Consider the following 17,994-nt stretch of genomic DNA (forward strand, 5'->3'; position numbering starts at 1 on the left):
TCATGTACGCTCGTTAGGCACAGCGGCCTAGCGAGTGTCTAAATCAAGAAACTCCATCAGACCGCGCAGCACGCTGCGCCGGCGCTCGCACCCTGCGATATCGCCGGCGGCGTGGGCTGCCTGCATCCGATCGAGCAGCAGCAGCAGGCGGTAGGGCGCCAGCACATGCTCGCGCACCTGCTCGTAGGTGCGGCTGTTCTGCTCGTCGTAGCCGTTGCCGTAGCCAACCCGCAGGCTGAAGTAGCGCGGCTCGTCGATCGTGTCGAGCCAGGTCGCGTGCTCCCAGGCCGGGCACCAGCCCAGCGCCGTCTCCCATCCAAGCACGCCGCTGACGCGCCAGGCGCCGCGCGTGCCCGAGGTGTCGCCCTGGCGCACCAGCAGGGTGTGCGGGCCGAGGCCGCCGTGCACCAGGGCGGGCTGGCGGCCTGTGGGCACAAACTCGCGCGCGAACCAGCCGAGCAGCGCGGCGCCGCTACGCCGGTCGAGCAGCCCAAGCTCGGCGCAGTGGCCGGTAGCGCGCTCGACGCGCGCCAGCACGTAGTCGTGCTCGTTGGCGGCGGTGTGGCCGCTGCCGCCAAGCGCGCCGTAGCTATCGCAGGCCAGGCGGTGTATCCGGCCGGCAATCGCGCCCAGCCGGCGCCCCAGCTGGTAGAGCGCGTCGTCGGGGATGCGGCCGAGCGCCTGTGCGAGCGGCTCGCCCGGCAGATCGCTCAGCAGCAGGTAGGGCTGGCCGACCGTCGCGCCGTCGGGGTCGCTGGCGCGCAGCTGCGGAATCGGCAGGTCGATCTCGCCGCGCAAGCGCCGCAGCGCCGCCGCCGCGCTGGCCGCCGCCGCCGCGCTGGCGTACGCCTGCACCTGCAGCTGCTCGCCGCCGGCCAGCGCCAGCAGGTAGCGGCTGCCGGGCAGCGCGCGGGCCTCGCGCAGCTGCTCGTCGGGCAGCGCGCGCCGCAGGATGGTGCTCAGCTGTTCAGTGGTCAGTGTCATAGCATGCAGGGCGCAGCGCGCCCCTGGCGATCTACCCTCGGCGCAGCGCTGCCTATGGCCGGCGAGCGCCTACGATACAGCGGCCAGCCCGGCCACCAGCGCATCGATCTCGGCCTTGCTGGTCATCTCGGTGACGCATAGCAGCATCGCGTGAGGCATGGCCGGGTAGTCGCGCGCCAGGTCGTAGCCGCCGACAATGCCGTGCTCGCGCAGCGCCGCGTTGATCTCGGCGACGGGCTGCGGGCAGCGCACCACGAACTCTTTGAAGAACGGCCCGCGATCTTCCACGCTGTACCCCGGCAGCGCGCCGATCGCGGCGGCGGCGTAGTGCGCGCGGTGGTAGCACAATTCGGCGACGCGGCGCAGGCCCTGGCGGCCGAGCAGGCTGAGATACACCGCTGCGGCCAGCGCCATCAGGCCCTGGTTCGTGCAGATATTCGAGGTCGCGCTTTCGCGGCGGATGTGCTGCTCGCGCGCCTGGAGCGTCAGCACGTAGGCCACGGCCCCGTCGACGTCGAGGGTGGCGCCGGCCAGGCGGCCGGGCAGCTTGCGCACATACTTGTCGCTGCACGCGAAGATGCCCAGGTATGGCCCGCCGTAGTTCAGGCCGATGCCCAGCGGCTGGCCCTCGGCGGTGGCGATATCGGCGCCGACCTCGCCGGGCGACTGAAACAAGCCCAGCGCGATCGGGTCGAAGTGCGCCACCAGCAGCGCGCCGGCGGCGTGGGCCTGCTCGGCTAGCGGCTTGAGGTCGTGTAGCGTGCCGAAGAAGTCGGGGCTCTGCACCAGCACCGCAGCGGTGCTGCTGTCGGCCTGGGCCAGCACCTCGGCCAGTGTCGCGGCGGGGTTTTCGTCGCCGCGCACGCGGATGCCCGTGCCCTGCAGGTAGGTGCGCAGCACCGCGCGGTACTGCGGGTTGACGCTGGGCGGCACCAGGATGGTGCGGCGGTTGCGCGTCGAGTTCACCGCCATGATCGCCGCCTCGGCCAGCGCGGTGGCGCCGTCGTAGTGCGAGGCGTTGGCTACGTCCATGCCGGTGAGCGCGCAGATCAGGCTCTGGTACTCGAAGATCGCCTGGAGCGTGCCCTGGCTGATCTCGGGCTGGTAGGGCGTGTAGGCGGTGTAGAACTCCGACCGGCGCAGGATCTGGTCGACCGCGCTGGGCACGAAGTGATTGTAGGCGCCTGCACCGAGGAACATGCTGTGGCTGCCGGGGTTGGCGTTCTGATTCGCCATCGCGCCAAGCTCGCGGCGTAGCTCGATCTCGGAGAGCGCCGGCGGCAGCTTCAGCTCGGGGAAGCGTACCTCGGCTGGCACGTCGGCGAACAGGTCGGCCACCGCACCAACCCCGATCGCCGCCAGCATCTCGGCACGCTCGGCCTCGGTGATCGAAATATAGTGAGACATCCCTTACTCCAGTTTGAGCTGTGAGCTGTGGGCTACTCGGAGCACACAGCTCACCACTCAGCACGCATCAATTTTCGAGACCCTCCAGGTACCTACTGTACGCATCGGCGCTCATCAGCGCGCCAACGCCTGGGGTTACCTTGATTTTGATCAGCCAGCCGTCGCCGTACGAATCTTCGTTTATTAGCTCGGGCTCGGCGTCCAAATCGCTGTTGACGGCGATCACCGTGCCGGCCACGGGCAGGTATATCTCCGACGCGGCTTTCACCGACTCGATCGTGCCAAATCTGGCCTCGGCATCGTATCTGGTGCCTACTTCGGGTAGCTCGGTAAACACCACGTCGCCGAGGGAATGCTGCGCGTAGTCGGTGACGCCGATCGTGGCCTCGTCGCCCTCGATCCTGATCCACTCGTGCGTTTTGGTGTATTGCAGGTCGTCGGGAATATTGGATGACATAATCGCGCTCCTTTGTTTCATCGCTCGTCGATGGCGAGTGTCGGCAGCCAGCAGCAAGTGTCGGGAAAGTGTGCGGCGTGCTGGCGAGCGCCGCGATGCCGAAGGCTTACTTTTTGTATCGTGGCTTGTAGAACGGCGTCTTGACGACGCGGGCGCGCAATGGCCGCTCGCGCACGAGCACGAAGACCTCGCTGCCCTCGGCGGCGAGCGCGGCTGGCACAAGCCCCAGCCCGAGGTTTTTGCCAAGTGTCGGCGCGGGCATGCCGGTCGTCACCACGCCGATCGGCTGGCCGTCGGCGTCGCAGATCGCGTAGCCGCCGCGCGCGATGCCGCGGTCGATCATTTCGAAGCCGGCCAGCTTGCTCGCCACGCCGGCCTGCTTGGCCTGCGCCAGCGCGTCGCGCCCCACGAAGTCGGCGCCTTTGTCGAGCTTCACGGCCCAGCCGAGCTTGGCCTGGTACGGGTTGATGTCGTCGGCGATCTCGTGGCCATAGAGCGGCAGGCAGGCTTCGAAGCGCAGGCTGTCGCGCGCGCCCAGGCCGCAGGGCTTGAGCCCGGCGTCGTCGCCGAGCGCGAGCAGCTCGTCCCACAGCCGCACGGCGCCTGCGTTGTCTACAAACAGCTCGAAGCCATCTTCGCCAGTGTAGCCGGTGTGCGCGACGATTGCCGGGATGTCGCCGAGCAGCGTGGCCGTGGCTACGCCGTGGAACGGCAGCGCGGCGGCGTCGGCGCCGGCGGCGCGGGCCAGGATGCCCTCGGCGGCAGGCCCCTGCAGCGCCAGCATGGCCGTCGCGTCCGAGGTGTCGGTCAGCTCGGCGTCGAAGCCGTGCGCGTGCTCGCGCATCCACGCAAAGTCTTTAGCCGCGTTCGATGCGTTCACCACCACCAGGTAGTAGCCAGGCAGGTGGTAGACGAATACATCGTCGACGATGCCGCCGTCGGGGTGGCACAGCAGCGAGTAGTTCGCCATGCCTACGCCGATCGCCGCCACGTCCTGCGTGCAGATGTGCTGGAGGAATGCCAGCGCGCCAGGGCCGCGCACCTCGATCTCGCCCATGTGGCTGATGTCGAACAGGCCGGCGGCGTTGCGCACCGCCTGGTGCTCGCTGATGATGCCACTGTACTGCACAGGCATCTCCCAGCCGCCGAACTCGACCACCCGCGCGCCCAGGGCCACGTGGCGCTCGAACAGCGGTGTTCGCTTGAGTGGCGCCGAAGTGGTCATCAAGCTTTCTCCTTTCGCTGTGTTGCACAAGGTGCAACCGATTATACCAGAAGCCCCGCGAGCGCTTCGCTTCGGCGGCTTCGCTTAGCGTCCGAACGTCCAGGCGTCGCTGGTGTATTTCTCTGCTCGCAGTTCGCGCTCGATCGCGCGCTCGCGGCCCGAAAGCTCGCCGGCCTCGAAGGCCACGCCCCAGGCTTCGGCGAAGCCCGCCACTACGGCCTCGGCCAGCTCGCCAAAGCCGATCGCGCGGCCGGCGGCCTGGTCGAGCGCGATCATGCGGTCGGCCAGGTCGGCCGGGAGCCCGCGCAGCAGTGCGGGCAGCCGGGCGGCGTGCGGCGCGAGCGGGATCGCGCCATGCTGCAGGATGGCGCCGGCGCGGCGCGTCTGGGCGCTGCCCACCAGCTTGCGCCCACGAACCGTCAGCTCGTAGCTGGCCGGCGCGTCGAAGCAGGCGGCCGAGTGGCCTGCCGCTGCCGTGCGCTCGCTGCTGGCCGGCGTCAGCTCGGCCGCAACGCCCAGGCGGCGCAGGCCCGCCAGCAGGGCCAGGCTGATCGCGCGGTAGCTGGCGAGGATCGACTGGCCGCCAAGCAGCGGGTGGTGCTCGCCCGCGATCACCGCGTAGGTCAGCTCGGCGTCGTGCAGCAGCGCGCGCCCGCCCGAGGGCCGGCGCACCACCTCGACGCCGGCGCTCGCGCAAGCCGCCCGGTCGAGGTCGCGGCTGCGCTGGAAGCGCCCGAGCGACAGGCAGGCTGGCTGCCAGGCGTACAGCCGCAGCGTCGGCGCAGCGCCCTCGGCGAGCACCGCCAGCGCCTCGTCGCGGGCCATATTGGTCGCGCCGTCGGCAGGTAGGTCGATGATCAGTCGCCAGCGGTGGTGCATCGAGCGTCGCCCTGGAATCAAAAACGCGAACAGCGTCAGGCCAATTGCCTGAACTCTGTCCGCGAACCTGAGAGATTCCCCGTAGCGAAGAACCGGGAGCAAGGAACCCAGAGCCGGCACAAGCTGCGAGGCCGCTCCTGGTTCCTGGTTCTTGGTAGCGGGTTACTCCTTCGGTGCCGCGCGGCGCGCGGCTCTCCAGAGTGCCGTCGGGGCGCAGTTCGTGGGCCTGAGAGTTTCGCGCGGGCGATGGCTACGCCCGGTTTGCTCCTTCGGCGACCGCAGTGCGGTACTCTCCCACGCCCGTCATTCGGCTATTCATGTTGGCGCATAGTATAGCATATCTTCGGCAGGCTTTCATTCCGATCGCGCTGCGAGCTCAGGGCTGGTGCAACGTCTTTCGACCCCTCCCCCCTGATACCAACTCCGTTTGATTACTTGTGTTTTCTTGTGCGGCGCCCGGCGAAGCCGGGCGCCGCCGAAAAAATTTCGGGGGCGGCGAAGCTGCCCCGAACCCCACCATAATCCAAGCGATCAGCCGGATTTGGTATGACAGGGGAGGGGGTGACACATCTGGCTTTGTGGTGCGGTCGCGGCGGCAACCGCACCACAAAGCCAACAATAAAAGCGTACGGGCGCGATCGATCGCGCCCGTACATGCCGGAGCCAGCTACAGGCCAAGTGCGCTGCGCAGCCGGCCAAAGAAGCCTTCGTCCTGCTGGCCGCCGATCTGCTCGGGCTCGAGCGACTTCTCAAGCTCCTGGAACAGCCGGCGCTGCTGGTCGGTCAGGCGCGTCGGCACGACAACCCGCGTCACCACCACCTGGTCGCCGCGGCCGCTGCCGCGCAGGTAGGGCACGCCCTTGCGCGCGATGCGGAAGGTAGCGCCGTTCTGAGTGCCGGCCGGGATGCGCAGCCGCTCGGTGCCGTCGACCGTCGGCACGTCCATGTCGGTGCCGAGGGTCGCCTGGGCGATATTCAGCGGCAGCTCGAGCAGGATGTCGTTGCCCTCGCGCACGAAATACTCGTGCGGCTGGACATCGAGCGCGACATACAGGTTGCCGTGCGGGCCGCCGCGCGGGCCTGCCTCGCCCTCGCCGGTGATGCGGATCTGCGAGGCGCCGTCGACGCCGGCCGGGATCTTGACCTTGAGCGAGCGCGGCTGGCGCACGCGGCCGTCGCCACGGCACTCCTTGCAGGGGATGGCGATCACGGTGCCCTCGCCGCGGCACTGGTCGCAGGTAGTCACCGTCACCATGTTGAAGATCGGCGCGCGCTGGCGGATCTCGCCGAGGCCGCCGCACTTGGGGCAGCGCACCGGCTCGGTGCCGGGCTCGGCGCCGCTGCCGCGGCAGCTCGGGCAGGCCTCGAGCCGGCGGAACTCGATATCTTTCTCGACGCCGAAGATCGCCTCTTCGAAGCTGATCGCCAGGTTGTAGCGTAGGTCGGCGCCGCGCTGCGGGCCGCGCTGCGACGGGCGCCCGCCGGCCGCGCCGCCAAACAGCGTCTCGAAGATGCTGCCGAGCGAGTCAGCGCCGCCGAAGGGGTCGAAGCCGGGCGAGCCGCTCATGCCGCTGTGGCCGAAGCGATCGTACATCGCGCGCTTCTCAGGGTCGGAGAGCACCTCGTTGGCCTCGTTGATCTCTTTGAACATGGCGTCGGCGCCGGGCTCTTTGTTGATGTCGGGGTGATATTGACGCGCCAGACGGCGAAACGCCTTTTTGATATCGTCTTGCGAGGCGCCCCGTGCGACTCCCAATACCTCGTAGTAGTCACGCTTTGCCGCCATAACCATCCTCAGTTTTGAGTTTTGAGCGCTTGCGTGCTGGGCTGCCTCGTCGAGCGCTCAACACGCAGCGCTCAGAACTTACTCCGTTCGGTACTCGCCCTCGACCACGTCTTCGTCGCTGGTGCCGCCGTCGCCGCCGGCCTGGTACATCGCCTGGCCGACCTGCTGAAGCGCCACGTTCAGCTCGGCCGAGCGGTTCTGGATCAGTGTGACGTCGTCGCTGTCGAGCGTGTTGCGCAGCGCGCGGATCTTGTCTTCGACTTCGGTGCGCAGCTGGGCCGGCACCTTCTCGCCGGCGTCGCGCAGCGTCTTCTCGGCGGTGTAGCACAGGCTGTCGGCGCTGTTGCGCGCGCCGATCATGTCGCGCCGGCGCTTGTCTTCCTCGGCGTGGGCCTCGGCGTCTTGCACCATGCGGCTGATCTCGTCGTCGCTCAGGCCCGACGACGCGGTGATCGTGATGTGCTGCTCTTTGCCGGTGGCTTTGTCGCGGGCGTGCACGTTCAGAATACCGTTGGCGTCGATGTCGAACGTCACCTCGATCTGCGGCACGCCGCGCGGCGCCGGCGGGATGCCGTCGAGCACGAACTTGCTGAGCGACTTGTTCAGCCGGGCTTCGGCGCGCTCGCCCTGTAGCACGTGCACCTCGACGCTGGCCTGGCTGTCGCTGGCCGTCGAAAACACCTGGCTCTTGCGCGTCGGGATGGTGGTGTTGCGCTCGATCAGCGGCGTCATCACGCCGCCGAGCGTCTCGATGCCTAGCGTGAGCGGCGTCACGTCGAGCAGCAGCACGTCTTTCACATCGCCGGCAAGCACGCCGGCCTGGATTGCAGCGCCGATCGCCACGACTTCGTCGGGGTTCACGCCCTTGTGCGGGTCGCGGTTGAAGTATTTGCGCACGGCCTCTTGCACGGCGGGCATGCGCGTCTGGCCGCCCACCAGGATGACCTCGTCGATGTCGTTCGGCCGCAGGCCGGCGTCGGCCAGCGCCTGGCGCACCGGCGCGATCGTGCGGTCGATCAGGTCGCCGGTGAGCTGCTCGAGCTTGGCGCGGGTGATGTTGATGTTCAGGTGGCGCGGGCCGCTCGAGTCGGCGGTGATGAACGGCAGGTTCACCTCGGTCTGCAGCACCGACGAAAGCTCCATCTTGGCTTTCTCGGCGGCCTCTTTCAGGCGCTGCAGCGCCGTGCGGTCGCCGCGCAGGTCGATCCCGGTCTCGCGCCGGAACTCGTCGGCCAGCCAGTCGATGATCCGCTGGTCGAAGTCGTCGCCGCCGAGGTGCGTGTCGCCATTGGTGGCCTTGACCTCGAACACGCCGTCGCCCAGCTCGAGGATCGAAATATCGAAGGTGCCGCCGCCCAGGTCGTAGACGGCGATCGTCTCGTCTTTGCCCTGCTTGTCGAGGCCGTACGCCAGCGCCGAGGCGGTCGGCTCGTTGATGATCCGCAGCACTTCGAGCCCGGCGATCTTGCCGGCGTCTTTGGTGGCCTGGCGCTGGCTGTCGTTGAAGTAGGCCGGAACCGTGATCACCACCTGCGTCACCGTCTCGCCCAGGTACGCCTCGGCGTCGGCCTTCAGCTTCTGCAGCACCATGGCCGAGACCTCTTGCGGCGAGTGGTCGCGCCCGCTCAGCAGCACGCGCACGTCGCCGTTCGGCGCGCCGGCCAGCTTGTAGGGCACCAGGTCTTTGTCGCGCTGCACGAACGCGTCGCTCAGCTTGCGGCCCATGAAGCGCTTCACCGAGAAGATCGTGTTTTCAGGGTTGGTGACGGCCTGGCGCTTCGCGACTTGGCCCACCAGGCGCTCGCCGGCTTTATTGACCGACACCACCGACGGGGTCAGGCGGTTGCCCTCGGCGTTCGAGATCACCACCGGCTCGCCACCCTCCATCACCGCCACGACCGAGTTGGTAGTGCCCAGGTCGATGCCGATTACTTTTGCCATGCTCTGCTCCTAGAAAGAACCGCGAGCTAGCCTGAGGCTACCTGCTCTTGGTTCTAGGTTCTTATTCCTGCCCAACCTTTACCATCGTCGGCCGCAGCACGCGCTCGCGCAGCATGTAGCCCTTTTGCAGCTCGCCCACGACTTTGCCGCCCTGGCCATCGCCGGCAGCCTCGTAGATCACCGCCTCGTGGAAGTTCGGGTCGAAGTCCTGGCCGAGCGCCTGGATCGCCGCGACGCCCTCGCTTTCCAGTACGGCCTGGAGCTTCTGCGGGATGAGCTTGAAGCCGCCGTACCAGGCCGACGCGGCCACCTCGGGGGTGACGCTGCCCATGGCGCGCTCGAGGTCGTCGAGCACCGGCAGCAGCTTGAGGATCAGGCCGGCGCTGGCGCCGCGGATCAAGTCGGCGCGCTCCTGGTCGGTGCGGCGCTTGAAGTTTTTATAGTCGGCTACGGCGCGCAGCCACTGGTCTTTATTCTCGGCCGATTCTTTTTCAAGCTGGGCGACGCGCGCTTTCAGCGCTTCGAGCTCGCCGGGCGCTGCGGCCGTATCGGCTACGCCCGCGTCGGGTTGGTTGGGCGTGGCGTTGTCGTTTTGAGTCATCTGCTCCTCTGTCATCGCTCTCACCTTTATATACACAGGCCTTACACGGTGGCGTTGTGCCGCAATGCGCTGCTGTACATGTTGCCAGCGCCGGTAAGGTAGGTGCCCTGCCGTGTGCGCCGGCACACAGCGAAACAATCACGGGCTGCTTGCGGCGGCTTAGGTACGGCTGGTCTCGCCGCCATACAGATCGCCGAGCAGGTCGCTCATCACCGTCGAGATATAGCGCACCGTCGAGATCGTGCGCGGGTAGGCCATGCGCGTCGGGCCGATCACGCCAAGCACGCCCACCACTTCGTCGGCGATGCCGTAGCGCGAGAGCACCACGCTGTACTCGCGCATCTCGTCGCGGCTGTGCTCGCCGCCAATCACCACCTGCACGCCATTGCTGGCGAGCACGCGCGGGATGAGCGAGCCGAGGCCCTTGCCGCCCTGCAGCATCTCGATCACCTGGCGCACGCGCGCCACCTGCGCAAACTCGGGCTGGTTCAGCATTTCGATCAGGCCATCGCTGTAGATCTGGTTGTTGAGCTGGTCTTCGAGCTGGCGCATGGCCTTGATCACCAGGTCGAGCACGTGCTGCTCGAAGTCGTCGAAAAGCGGTGTGGCGCTGGCCTGCTCGTGCTGCAGCAGATCCTCGATCCGGCCGCTCGGCGCGTCGTGGCAGCGCTCGTTGATCTTGCCGGCGCTGCGGCTCAGATCCTCCTGCGAGCGCGCGCTCTCGATCGTGAAGCTCTGCTGGCGAATGGTGCCGTCGTGCAGCACCAGCACCAGCAGCACCATGGCCTCGTGGATGGCGATCAGCTCGAGGTGCTTGTAGCGCGCCTGGTAGGCGCGCGGCGGCGTCACCACCGAGGCGTTCTGCGCCGTGCGCGCCAGCACCGCGCCCGCCAGCTGGATCCACTGGTCCAGCTCGGAGCGCACCTGGTAGAACTGGTGCCGGATGGTGCGCTGCTCGGTGGCCGAGAGCGGCGTGCGGTCCATCAGCGTTTCGACATAGTAGCGGTAGCCTGCGTCGGTGGGCACGCGCCCGGCCGAGGTATGCCAGTGTGTCAGCAGGCCAAGCTCCTCGAGCGCGGATAGCTCGTTGCGGATCGTCGCCGACGAGACGTTCAGGCCGTATTTGCGCACCAGTAGCTCCGAGGCTACCGGTGTCGAGGTTTCGATAAACTCTTGAATCACCAGCTTGAGGATCAGCTGGCGACGCTCATTCATCTCGCCTGCCATCGCCGTTTCCCTGCGTTGCGTTCGATATTGCACAATCTAGCACTCAAGACCCTTAAGTGCTAAGGCACGAGCCTAAATGATTGGCGTGCTCATATGCACGCCTACCAGGCAGTATTTTACCATAGATTACGTGTATCTTCAACGCTGTTTTTGCGCGCCGCGAGCGCAGCCGGCCTGCCTCCGCCGCCCCGCAGCGTGCTTCCGCCTCGGCGCGCATAGCGCGCGCCGGACGTGGACGGCGCCCTGAGAAGTCACCACTACGACGCGAAGACACTACGATCGTGTATTGTAGTGTTGGTGCTTGCTCAGCGCAGTACCGCTTGGTGGCTTGGCGCCTTGGCGATACACAGGCTTCTCGGGCAGCCTGCTCAGCGCGCATACGCGCTCTATCCACACTTCGGCCCGGCGCGGTATAATGGGTGCGGATCTCTGCCGGCACCCGCAGCCTATGTGAAGAAGGATGTCATGGCCATTCGAATGCCTCCCCGCCTTGTGGGCGGGCTGTTGCTCGCCGCGCTGGCGCTGGCTGCCTGCGGCGGCACCACTACAACCACCACCAGCACCGCCAAGGTGCGACGCGGCAACCTGACGCAGAGCGTCAGCGGCAGCGGGCAGGTCAAGCCTACGCAAGATATCAACCTGAACTTCGGCACCGCCGGCACGATCGCCCAGGTGCAGGCGCGCGAGGGCCAGCGTGTGAAGCAGGGCGACCGGCTGGCGCTGCTCGAGACGAGCGATCTCGATCAGCAGGTGCTGCAGGCCGAGGCGAACCTCAAGAGCGCCCAGGCCGCGCTCACCACGCTCAAGGCCGGCGCGAAGGATACCGACCTGCGCACCGCCGAGGCGCAGCTCGCCGCCGCCCAGACGCAGCTGAACCAGGCGCTCAAGGGCAACGCGCGCGCCAGCGATGTCGCTAGCGCCCAGGCGCAGCTTGCCGCCGCCCAGGCCGACTTTGACGCGATCAAGAATCCTACCGCCGCCGACCTCAGCGCGGCCCAGCTGCGCGTGACGCAGGCCCAGGCGAACCTGCAGATCACCCGCGACGGCGACTCGGCCGCCAAAACCCGCGCCGATGCCGATCTCAGCCGCTCGGCCGCCGCGCTGACCCAGGCGCAGTCGCGCTACTCTACCGCGCTGCAGAACTGGCAGTATGTGCAGGAAACCGGCAACGACCCGCTGAACCCGACCAAGACCACCGCGCAGGGCAAGGCGGTGGCCAACACGGTGAACGACGCCCAGCGCCAGCAGTACTACGACGCATTTGTGCAGGCCGAGGCCGCGATGCACAGCGCCGAAGACGCGCTGCAGCAGTCGCAGGTGGCCTTCGATAACGCGCGCCAGAAAGAAGCCGCCGATGTGCCGCTGGCCGAGGCGCAGCTTGCCGACGCGCAGCGCCAGCTCGACGCGCTGGCGCACCCTACGCCGCAGAAGCTCGCCGCCGCCGAGGCCAAGCTCGCCCAGGCGCGCGCGCAGCTCAACCAGCTGCTGGGCGGCACCAAGAACGACGCGGCGATTGCCCAGGCGACTGTGGCACAGCGCCAGGCCGCGCTCGACGCGCTGAAGGCCCCGCCGACCGAGCGCGACCTGGCGCAGGCCGACGCGAACGTGGCCCAGGCCGCCGCCAGCCTGGCCAAGGCCAAGCTCAGCCGCACGCACGCCGAGCTGATCGCGCCGTTCGGCGGGACGATTACAGCGGTGAATATCAAGGCCGGCGATACCGCCGGCGGCGCGTCGCAGACCGCCGCGATCGTGCTGGTGGACGACTCGGCCTTCCATGTCGATGTCAATATCAGCGAGGCCGACCTTGGCAAGCTCAAGGTTGGCCAGGACGCGCTGGTCGAGCTCGACGCGCTGCCCGATCAGCAGCTGCCCGGCACGCTCGACTATATCTCGCCGGCCGGCACGACCCAGCAGAACGTGACGACGTACCTCGCGCGGGTTACGCTCAAGCCCACCCAGCAGCCGCTGCGCGTCGGGCTGAGCGCGGCCGTGTCGATCATCACCAGCAAGCGCGAGAATGTGCTGCTGGTGCCGAGCGGCGCAGTGCGCGAGACCGATACCGGCCCGCAGGTGCAGGTGAAGCGCGGCAACGATACGCCGCTGGTGCCGATCAAGATTGGCCTGGTGGGCGACAGCGATACCGAGGTGCTGGAAGGGCTGCAGGAGGGCGATGATGTAGTGCTGCCGGCGGCACGGCCGCGCAACGGCGGCTTCGGCCCGCCAGGCGGCTAGCGCGATTGTCATTCGCTCTTCGCTGGATCACTTATATATTTACACGAGTTACGCGGTGTCCTCTCGCGAGGGAGGCTTGGAGGGCGCAAGCCCTCCAAAATCACTCTTTTTTTGGCTATCGCGGCCAGCGCCGTGGCCGCGATAGCCAAAAAGGAAGTTTCGGGGGCGGCAAAGCCGCCCCGAACCCCCACCACTGCGTAAGTCCTAAGCTTGTGTTGCACTGCGTGGCTTCGCCAGGCGGTGCAACACAAGCAAAGTATTCGGGAGACGACATGGCACGAATTGGGGAGCTTCCCGCCGAGCCGGCGCGCGCCGGCCTGCGGCTGAATATCGCGGGCGGGCTATGGGAAAGCCTGCGCATCGCGCTCACCAGCCTGCGCGCCAACAAGCTGCGCACTATTCTGACGATGCTCGGCATTATTATTGGCGTGGCGTCGGTGGTGGCGCTCATGGCCATCGGCAATGGCGCCCAGGCCGCGATCACCAGCCAGATCTCGAGCATCGGCAGCAATATTCTGACGATTTTCCCCGGCCAGCGCGGGCGCGGCCCTGGGCCGGGCGGCGCGAATGGCCCGACGCAGAACCTGACGCTCGCCGACGCCGAGGCGCTGCTTAAGCCCGGCGCGGTGCCGAGCCTCGCGGCGGTTGCGCCGTCGTTTCAGGGCGGCGCGCAGGTTGTCGCCGGCTCAAATAACCTTCAGGCCAACGTGGTGGGCGTGACGCCCAGCTACGCCACGGTGCGCAACCTGGTGCTGTCGCGCGGCGACTTCATCACCGAGGTGCAGATGCGCGGCCAGCGCTCGGTGGCGGTGCTCGGCAGCAATGTCGCCAGCGATCTGTTCGGCCTCGCCAGCCCGGTCGGGCGCAGCGTGCGCATCCAGGGCCAGACGTTCCAGGTGATCGGGGTGCTCGAGGCCAAGGGCGGCGGCGGCTTCGGCTCGATCGACGACCAGCTGTTCGTGCCGCTCAGCGTGGCCCAGCGGAAGCTGTTCGGCGCGCGCAACCTCGACACCGCCAGCCCGCGCATCTCGAGCATTAGCATCCAGGTGGCCAACGCCGACCAGATGACCGCCGCGTCGGACGAGATCTCGGCGATCTTACGGCAGCGCCACCGCCTCAAGGCCGACGGCAGCGAGGACGATTTTTCGGTGTTCAACCAGGCCGATGTGCTCTCGTCGCTCAACCAGATCACCTCGGTGCTGACGGCATTCCTCGGCGCGATCGCCGGGATCTCGCTGCTGGTAGGCGGCATCGGCGTGATGAATATCATGCTGGTGAGCGTCACCGAGCGCACCAAAGAGATCGGCCTGCGCAAGGCGGTGGGCGCGCGCCGCCGCGATATTCTGCAGCAGTTCCTGATCGAGGCGCTGACGGTGAGCTTGCTGGGCGGGATCGTCGGGCTGCTGCTGGGCGCGCTGATCTCGTTTATCGTGAAGCTCACCGGCCTGATCACGCCGGTGGTGACGCCCGGCGCGATGCTGCTGGCGCTGGGCTTTTCCATGGCCATCGGGCTGTTCTTCGGCATTTACCCGGCCCGCCGCGCGGCGCGGCTTCGGCCGATCGAGGCCCTGCGCTACGAGTGATCGGCGTGCTATACTTACAGGCCCCTGTGTAACATGCAGGAGCAACGCGGTGGCTCGCGTCGCGAGCTGGCGCTGACGCCGCAGGGTGGGTACACCCTGCCGAAGGCTCAGGCGCCCACCGCGCAGCTCGTGAACCATGGAGAAGGAGCGGCCTGTGACAAGCTTGCAACCACTGATCTATATTGTCGTCGGCATTCTGCTGATTGCGCTGGTGTTTCGGATCATCAAGGGCGCGATCAAGCTGGCGCTGACGCTGGTGATTATCGCCGTGGTGGCCTACCTGGTGCTGAGCGTGCTGCGCTGATCCGGCTCTCGCCGCTGCGCCCGCCCGGCGCCGCCTGCCTAAGGAGGATGAGGAAGCCTATGCCGCTGATCGATATTCGCGATGTCACCAAGGTGTACAAGATGGGCGATGTCGAGGTGCACGCGCTGCGCGGCGTCTCGCTGTCGATCGACGAGGGCGAGATGGTGGCGATCATGGGGCCGTCGGGCAGCGGCAAGAGCACGCTGATGAATATCATGGGCTGCCTCGACCAGCCCTCCGACGGCACGTACATGCTCGACGGCGTCGACGTGGGCGGGCTGAACGACGACCAGCTGGCGGCCATTCGCAACCGCAAGGTCGGCTTTGTGTTTCAGCAGTATATGCTGCTGCAGCGCACCGACGCGCTGCGCAATGTCGAGATGCCGCTGCTGTACGGCGACGGCCGCGACCGGGCCGGGCGCGCGCGCGCCGCGCTTGAGGCGGTGGGCATGGGCGAGCGCCTGCACCACAAGCCCAACGAGCTTTCCGGCGGCCAGCAGCAGCGCGTGGCGATCGCGCGCGCGCTCGTGACCAGCCCGCGCATCATCATGGCCGACGAGCCCACCGGCGCGCTCGACAGCAAGACCGGCGAGGAGATCATGGCGATCTTCGAGCGCCTGAACCGCGAGCAGGGCATGACGATTATTCTGGTGACGCACGAGCCGGATATCGCCGCGCACGCCCGCCGCGTGATCCACGTGCGCGACGGCCTGATCGCCGAGGATGCTGCGCGCCCGGCCGCCGCGCTGGTGGGCTGATTAGCCCAGCGCGCGCCTGACGCGCTCGCCGATGCCGCGCAGCCGCGCCACCGGCTCGTTGGCGAACACAAAGCGCACGTAGCTGCCGCTGCGCGCGCTGCCCCAGTTCACCATCGGCGTCGCGGCGATCTTGCCATGCTCGAGCAGGCGCCGCGACGCTGCTGGCCCATCCAGCCCCAGCGGCGCCACATCGAGCAGCAGCGACCAGCCGCCGTGCGGCGGAACCACCGCAAAATCACGCAGCTCGCCCAGCAGTACGTCGCGCCGCGCCTGCCACTCGGCCACGCTGGCGGCGATGCCGTCGTCGGGCGCGGCGATGGCGGCGGCTACCGCGCCCATCGCGATGCCAACCTGGCATACTACGTTGCTGATGCTGGCCCGCGCGACGTCGGCCACGATCGCCGCCGGCCCCACCACCCAGCCCACGCGCCAGCCGATCATGCGGTACTCTTTCGAGGCTGCGCCAATGGTGATCACGCGCTCGCGCATGCCGGCGAACGACGCCGGGTGGATGACCTGGCGGCCGTCGTACAGGATGCGCTCCATCGCCGCGTCGTTGATCAGCCACGCGTCGGCGCGCCGGCAGAAGTCGATCAGCGCCTGCCATTCCTCCTGGTTGAACACCGCGCCTGTCGGCATCGACGGGCTCATCAGCAGCGCCGCGCGCACCGGGCCTGGGTCGATCGCCGCGAGCGCCGCGAGATCCAGCCGCCAGCCCGCCGCCGAAGGCACCAGCGGCACAAAGCGCGGCACGCCGCCCGCGAGCCGCACGCGGTTGATCAGCCCGACATAGATCGGGTCGGTCATCAGCACTTCGTCGCCGGGCTCGAGCGTGGCCAGCAGTACGTTCAGCACGCCCGAGAGCCCGCCCGCGCTGATGATGCACTCGGTTTTCCAGCTGTACTGCTGCCCCGATTGGCGCCCCACCAGCGCGGCGGCCTGCTGCCGCAGGCTATCGAGGCCGAAGAACGGCAGGTAGCTGTTGGCGGCGTCGTCGTCGACGGCGCGCCTGGTGTCGTCGAGCGCGGCGGGCGGCGGCCGCAGGTCGGTGTCGAGGTTTTCGAGCCGTAGGACTTCGGGGTCCTTCAAGCTGTCGGCGAGGTCGCCCATCTGCTCGACGCCGATCGGCGCGATGTGGGCCAGGCGCGACACGGGCATAGTCTCTCCTTCGCGGGCGTGCGGGCGCTCGGCTCGCCGGTATCAGCCGGCGAGCCATTCGCGCAGGCGATCGTAGACCTCCGGCTGGTCGAGCAGGCCCATGTGGCCGATGCCGTAGCCGACCCACTGGTGGGCCTCGGGGAATGCCAGGCGCTGGCTTGCGTGCTGGCCGAGCGCGCTCGCGAGCGGCACGAGTCCGTCGCCGAGCAGCGCGTCGCGGGCGTCGCCGGGCGCGCGGCCAAGCGTTGCGGCGATGGCGTAGCAGCGCGGCCCTGTGGGCAACGGCGCCGGGTGGTGGTGATCGCCGCTGAGCGCGAAGCGATTGCGGCCGGCCCAGTCGTCGTCGAGCACGCTGCCGTAGCGCAGGTCGGTGATGCCGGCGCTGCGGATCTGGCCGAGCCGCGCAAACGCGGCGGTGTAGGGGTTCAGCGCGAGCAGGGCGTGCACCCAGCTGCCGACGCGCTCGAGCGGCGCGCCGTGGTGCGGCGTGCCGAGGAACGCGATGGCGCGCAGGCGCCCCGGCCAGCGCAGGCCGGCCTGCGCGCCGTAGTGGCAGGCGCTGCGCACCACCAGCCCGCCCATGCTGTGCGCCACGATCGCCAGCTCGTCGATCGGCGCAGGCCAGGCGTCGGCCAGCTGCTCGATCAGCGCGGCCAGCGCGCGCCCATTCTCGGCGATGTGCAGGCCGGTGTTGTAGCGCAGGTACACCGGCGTGTAGCCAAGGTCGCCGGCCAGGCGCGCGCCGTGGTCGTGGCCGTTGCGCAGCCAGTGCGCGTCGTTCAGGCACAGCCCGTGGGCCAGCAGCAGCACCCGCCGGCCGGGGTTTGGCACTGCCGCCGCGATCGCCGCCGGGGCCAGCTCGAGCGCCTGCCCGGCGTAGCGCAGCTGCATGCCGATCGCCAGCGGGTTGCCGCTGGCGGCCAGGTGATCGCCGACCACGCCGTTGAGCGCCGCCAGCATCGCCTCGCGCGCCGGCGTCGACGCGCGCTCGCCGAGCAGCGCCGCCAGCGGTGCGAGCGTGGTGTCGAGCGCGCCGCCAACCAGGCGCGTGATGCCGCGAATGCTGCCGTACACCAGCCCGGTGATGCCGCCGGCAGCCGTGCCGGCGATGCTGTAGTGCAGCGCCTCGGCGATGCCGGCCACCCCGAGCGTGGCCTCGACGGCCAGCCGGCTGAGGCCGTGGATGTCGGCGGGGTGCAGGTGCGACTGGTCGGCCATGCTGCCTCCACATGCGTGTGATCCCAGTATACCACGTTGGGGTTGGGGCAGGGCTCGTGCAACGTCGGCCCTCACCCCCCTCCCCCCCCCCCCCCGCGCGGGAGAGGGGGGCAAGGGGGAGGGGTCGAAAGACGTTGACATCGGCCTGTGCGAGGCGTGGCGCCGCAGTGTGCCGGCGCGAACCTGTGCTATACTTGCGCGTGTTCGCACCCCGCCAAACGCTAGTTGAGGAGC

15 protein-coding genes and 1 riboswitch are annotated in these 17,994 nt (G+C 68.4%); of the genes, 4 read left to right on the forward strand and 11 right to left on the reverse strand.

From position 1 onward, the window contains the following. Nucleotides 1–27: 27 nt before the first annotated feature. From U0177_RS13375 to hrcA, 9 genes are all read right to left on the reverse strand, one after another. The gene (locus U0177_RS13375) at nucleotides 28–984 is read right to left on the reverse strand and encodes a phosphotransferase family protein (RefSeq protein ID WP_409571136.1); all 957 of its coding nucleotides are present in this window, start codon (nucleotides 982–984) and stop codon (nucleotides 28–30) included. 69 nt (nucleotides 985–1,053) lie between these two features. Further along, the gene (gene gcvPA, locus U0177_RS13380; protein ID WP_409571137.1) at nucleotides 1,054–2,391 is read right to left on the reverse strand and encodes an aminomethyl-transferring glycine dehydrogenase subunit GcvPA; all 1,338 of its coding nucleotides are present in this window, start codon (nucleotides 2,389–2,391) and stop codon (nucleotides 1,054–1,056) included. Between the two features lie 67 nt (nucleotides 2,392–2,458). Continuing rightward, on the reverse strand, nucleotides 2,459–2,848 hold the full coding sequence (gcvH, locus tag U0177_RS13385) for a glycine cleavage system protein GcvH (protein WP_409571138.1): 390 nt from the start codon (nucleotides 2,846–2,848) through the stop codon (nucleotides 2,459–2,461). A 106-nt stretch (nucleotides 2,849–2,954) separates the two neighbouring features. Beyond that, a complete protein-coding gene (gene gcvT, locus U0177_RS13390; protein WP_409571139.1) occupies nucleotides 2,955–4,073 on the reverse strand; it encodes a glycine cleavage system aminomethyltransferase GcvT in 1,119 nt (372 codons plus the stop codon). Between the two features lie 84 nt (nucleotides 4,074–4,157). Beyond that, nucleotides 4,158–4,952 carry a biotin/lipoate A/B protein ligase family protein gene (locus U0177_RS13395; RefSeq protein ID WP_409571140.1) on the reverse strand — a complete coding sequence of 265 codons (795 nt, stop codon included), beginning with the start codon at nucleotides 4,950–4,952 and terminating at the stop codon, nucleotides 4,158–4,160. Nucleotides 4,953–5,156: 204 nt separating this feature from the next. Beyond that, nucleotides 5,157–5,259, reverse strand: a riboswitch (glycine riboswitch). A gap of 360 nt (nucleotides 5,260–5,619) precedes the next feature. Further along, complete coding sequence (gene dnaJ, locus U0177_RS13400; RefSeq protein ID WP_409571141.1) at nucleotides 5,620–6,738, reverse strand: molecular chaperone DnaJ; 1,119 nt, start codon at nucleotides 6,736–6,738, stop codon at nucleotides 5,620–5,622. Nucleotides 6,739–6,816: 78 nt separating this feature from the next. Beyond that, a complete protein-coding gene (gene dnaK, locus U0177_RS13405) occupies nucleotides 6,817–8,679 on the reverse strand; it encodes a molecular chaperone DnaK (protein ID WP_409571142.1) in 1,863 nt (620 codons plus the stop codon). Between the two features lie 61 nt (nucleotides 8,680–8,740). Beyond that, nucleotides 8,741–9,295, reverse strand: a complete 555-nt coding sequence (grpE, locus tag U0177_RS13410) for a nucleotide exchange factor GrpE (protein ID WP_409571143.1) — start codon at nucleotides 9,293–9,295, stop codon at nucleotides 8,741–8,743. A 144-nt stretch (nucleotides 9,296–9,439) separates the two neighbouring features. After that, on the reverse strand, nucleotides 9,440–10,507 hold the full coding sequence (gene hrcA / locus U0177_RS13415) for a heat-inducible transcriptional repressor HrcA (protein ID WP_409571144.1): 1,068 nt from the start codon (nucleotides 10,505–10,507) through the stop codon (nucleotides 9,440–9,442). Nucleotides 10,508–10,972: 465 nt separating this feature from the next. Between hrcA and U0177_RS13420 the strand changes: the two genes are divergently transcribed. The 4 genes from U0177_RS13420 to U0177_RS13435 all read left to right on the forward strand — a co-directional run bounded on the left by U0177_RS13420 (nucleotide 10,973) and on the right by U0177_RS13435 (nucleotide 15,384). Further along, a complete protein-coding gene (locus U0177_RS13420) occupies nucleotides 10,973–12,739 on the forward strand; it encodes an HlyD family efflux transporter periplasmic adaptor subunit (protein WP_409571145.1) in 1,767 nt (588 codons plus the stop codon). Nucleotides 12,740–13,011: 272 nt separating this feature from the next. Continuing rightward, nucleotides 13,012–14,322 carry an ABC transporter permease gene (locus U0177_RS13425; protein WP_409571146.1) on the forward strand — a complete coding sequence of 437 codons (1,311 nt, stop codon included), beginning with the start codon at nucleotides 13,012–13,014 and terminating at the stop codon, nucleotides 14,320–14,322. 154 nt (nucleotides 14,323–14,476) lie between these two features. After that, a complete protein-coding gene (locus U0177_RS13430) occupies nucleotides 14,477–14,626 on the forward strand; it encodes a hypothetical protein (RefSeq protein WP_409571147.1) in 150 nt (49 codons plus the stop codon). Nucleotides 14,627–14,685: 59 nt separating this feature from the next. Next, complete coding sequence (locus U0177_RS13435; protein WP_409571148.1) at nucleotides 14,686–15,384, forward strand: ABC transporter ATP-binding protein; 699 nt, start codon at nucleotides 14,686–14,688, stop codon at nucleotides 15,382–15,384. Here the strand turns inward: U0177_RS13435 and U0177_RS13440 are convergent, their stop codons facing one another. Continuing rightward, a complete protein-coding gene (locus U0177_RS13440) occupies nucleotides 15,385–16,542 on the reverse strand; it encodes a pyridoxal phosphate-dependent aminotransferase (protein ID WP_409571149.1) in 1,158 nt (385 codons plus the stop codon). A 42-nt stretch (nucleotides 16,543–16,584) separates the two neighbouring features. After that, complete coding sequence (locus U0177_RS13445; RefSeq protein ID WP_409571150.1) at nucleotides 16,585–17,760, reverse strand: esterase/lipase family protein; 1,176 nt, start codon at nucleotides 17,758–17,760, stop codon at nucleotides 16,585–16,587. Nucleotides 17,761–17,994: the final 234 nt, after the last annotated feature.

The sequence above is a fragment of the Kouleothrix sp. genome (genome assembly GCF_046328425.1).
In the GTDB taxonomy this organism is placed as follows: Bacteria; Chloroflexota; Chloroflexia; order Chloroflexales; family Roseiflexaceae; genus Kouleothrix.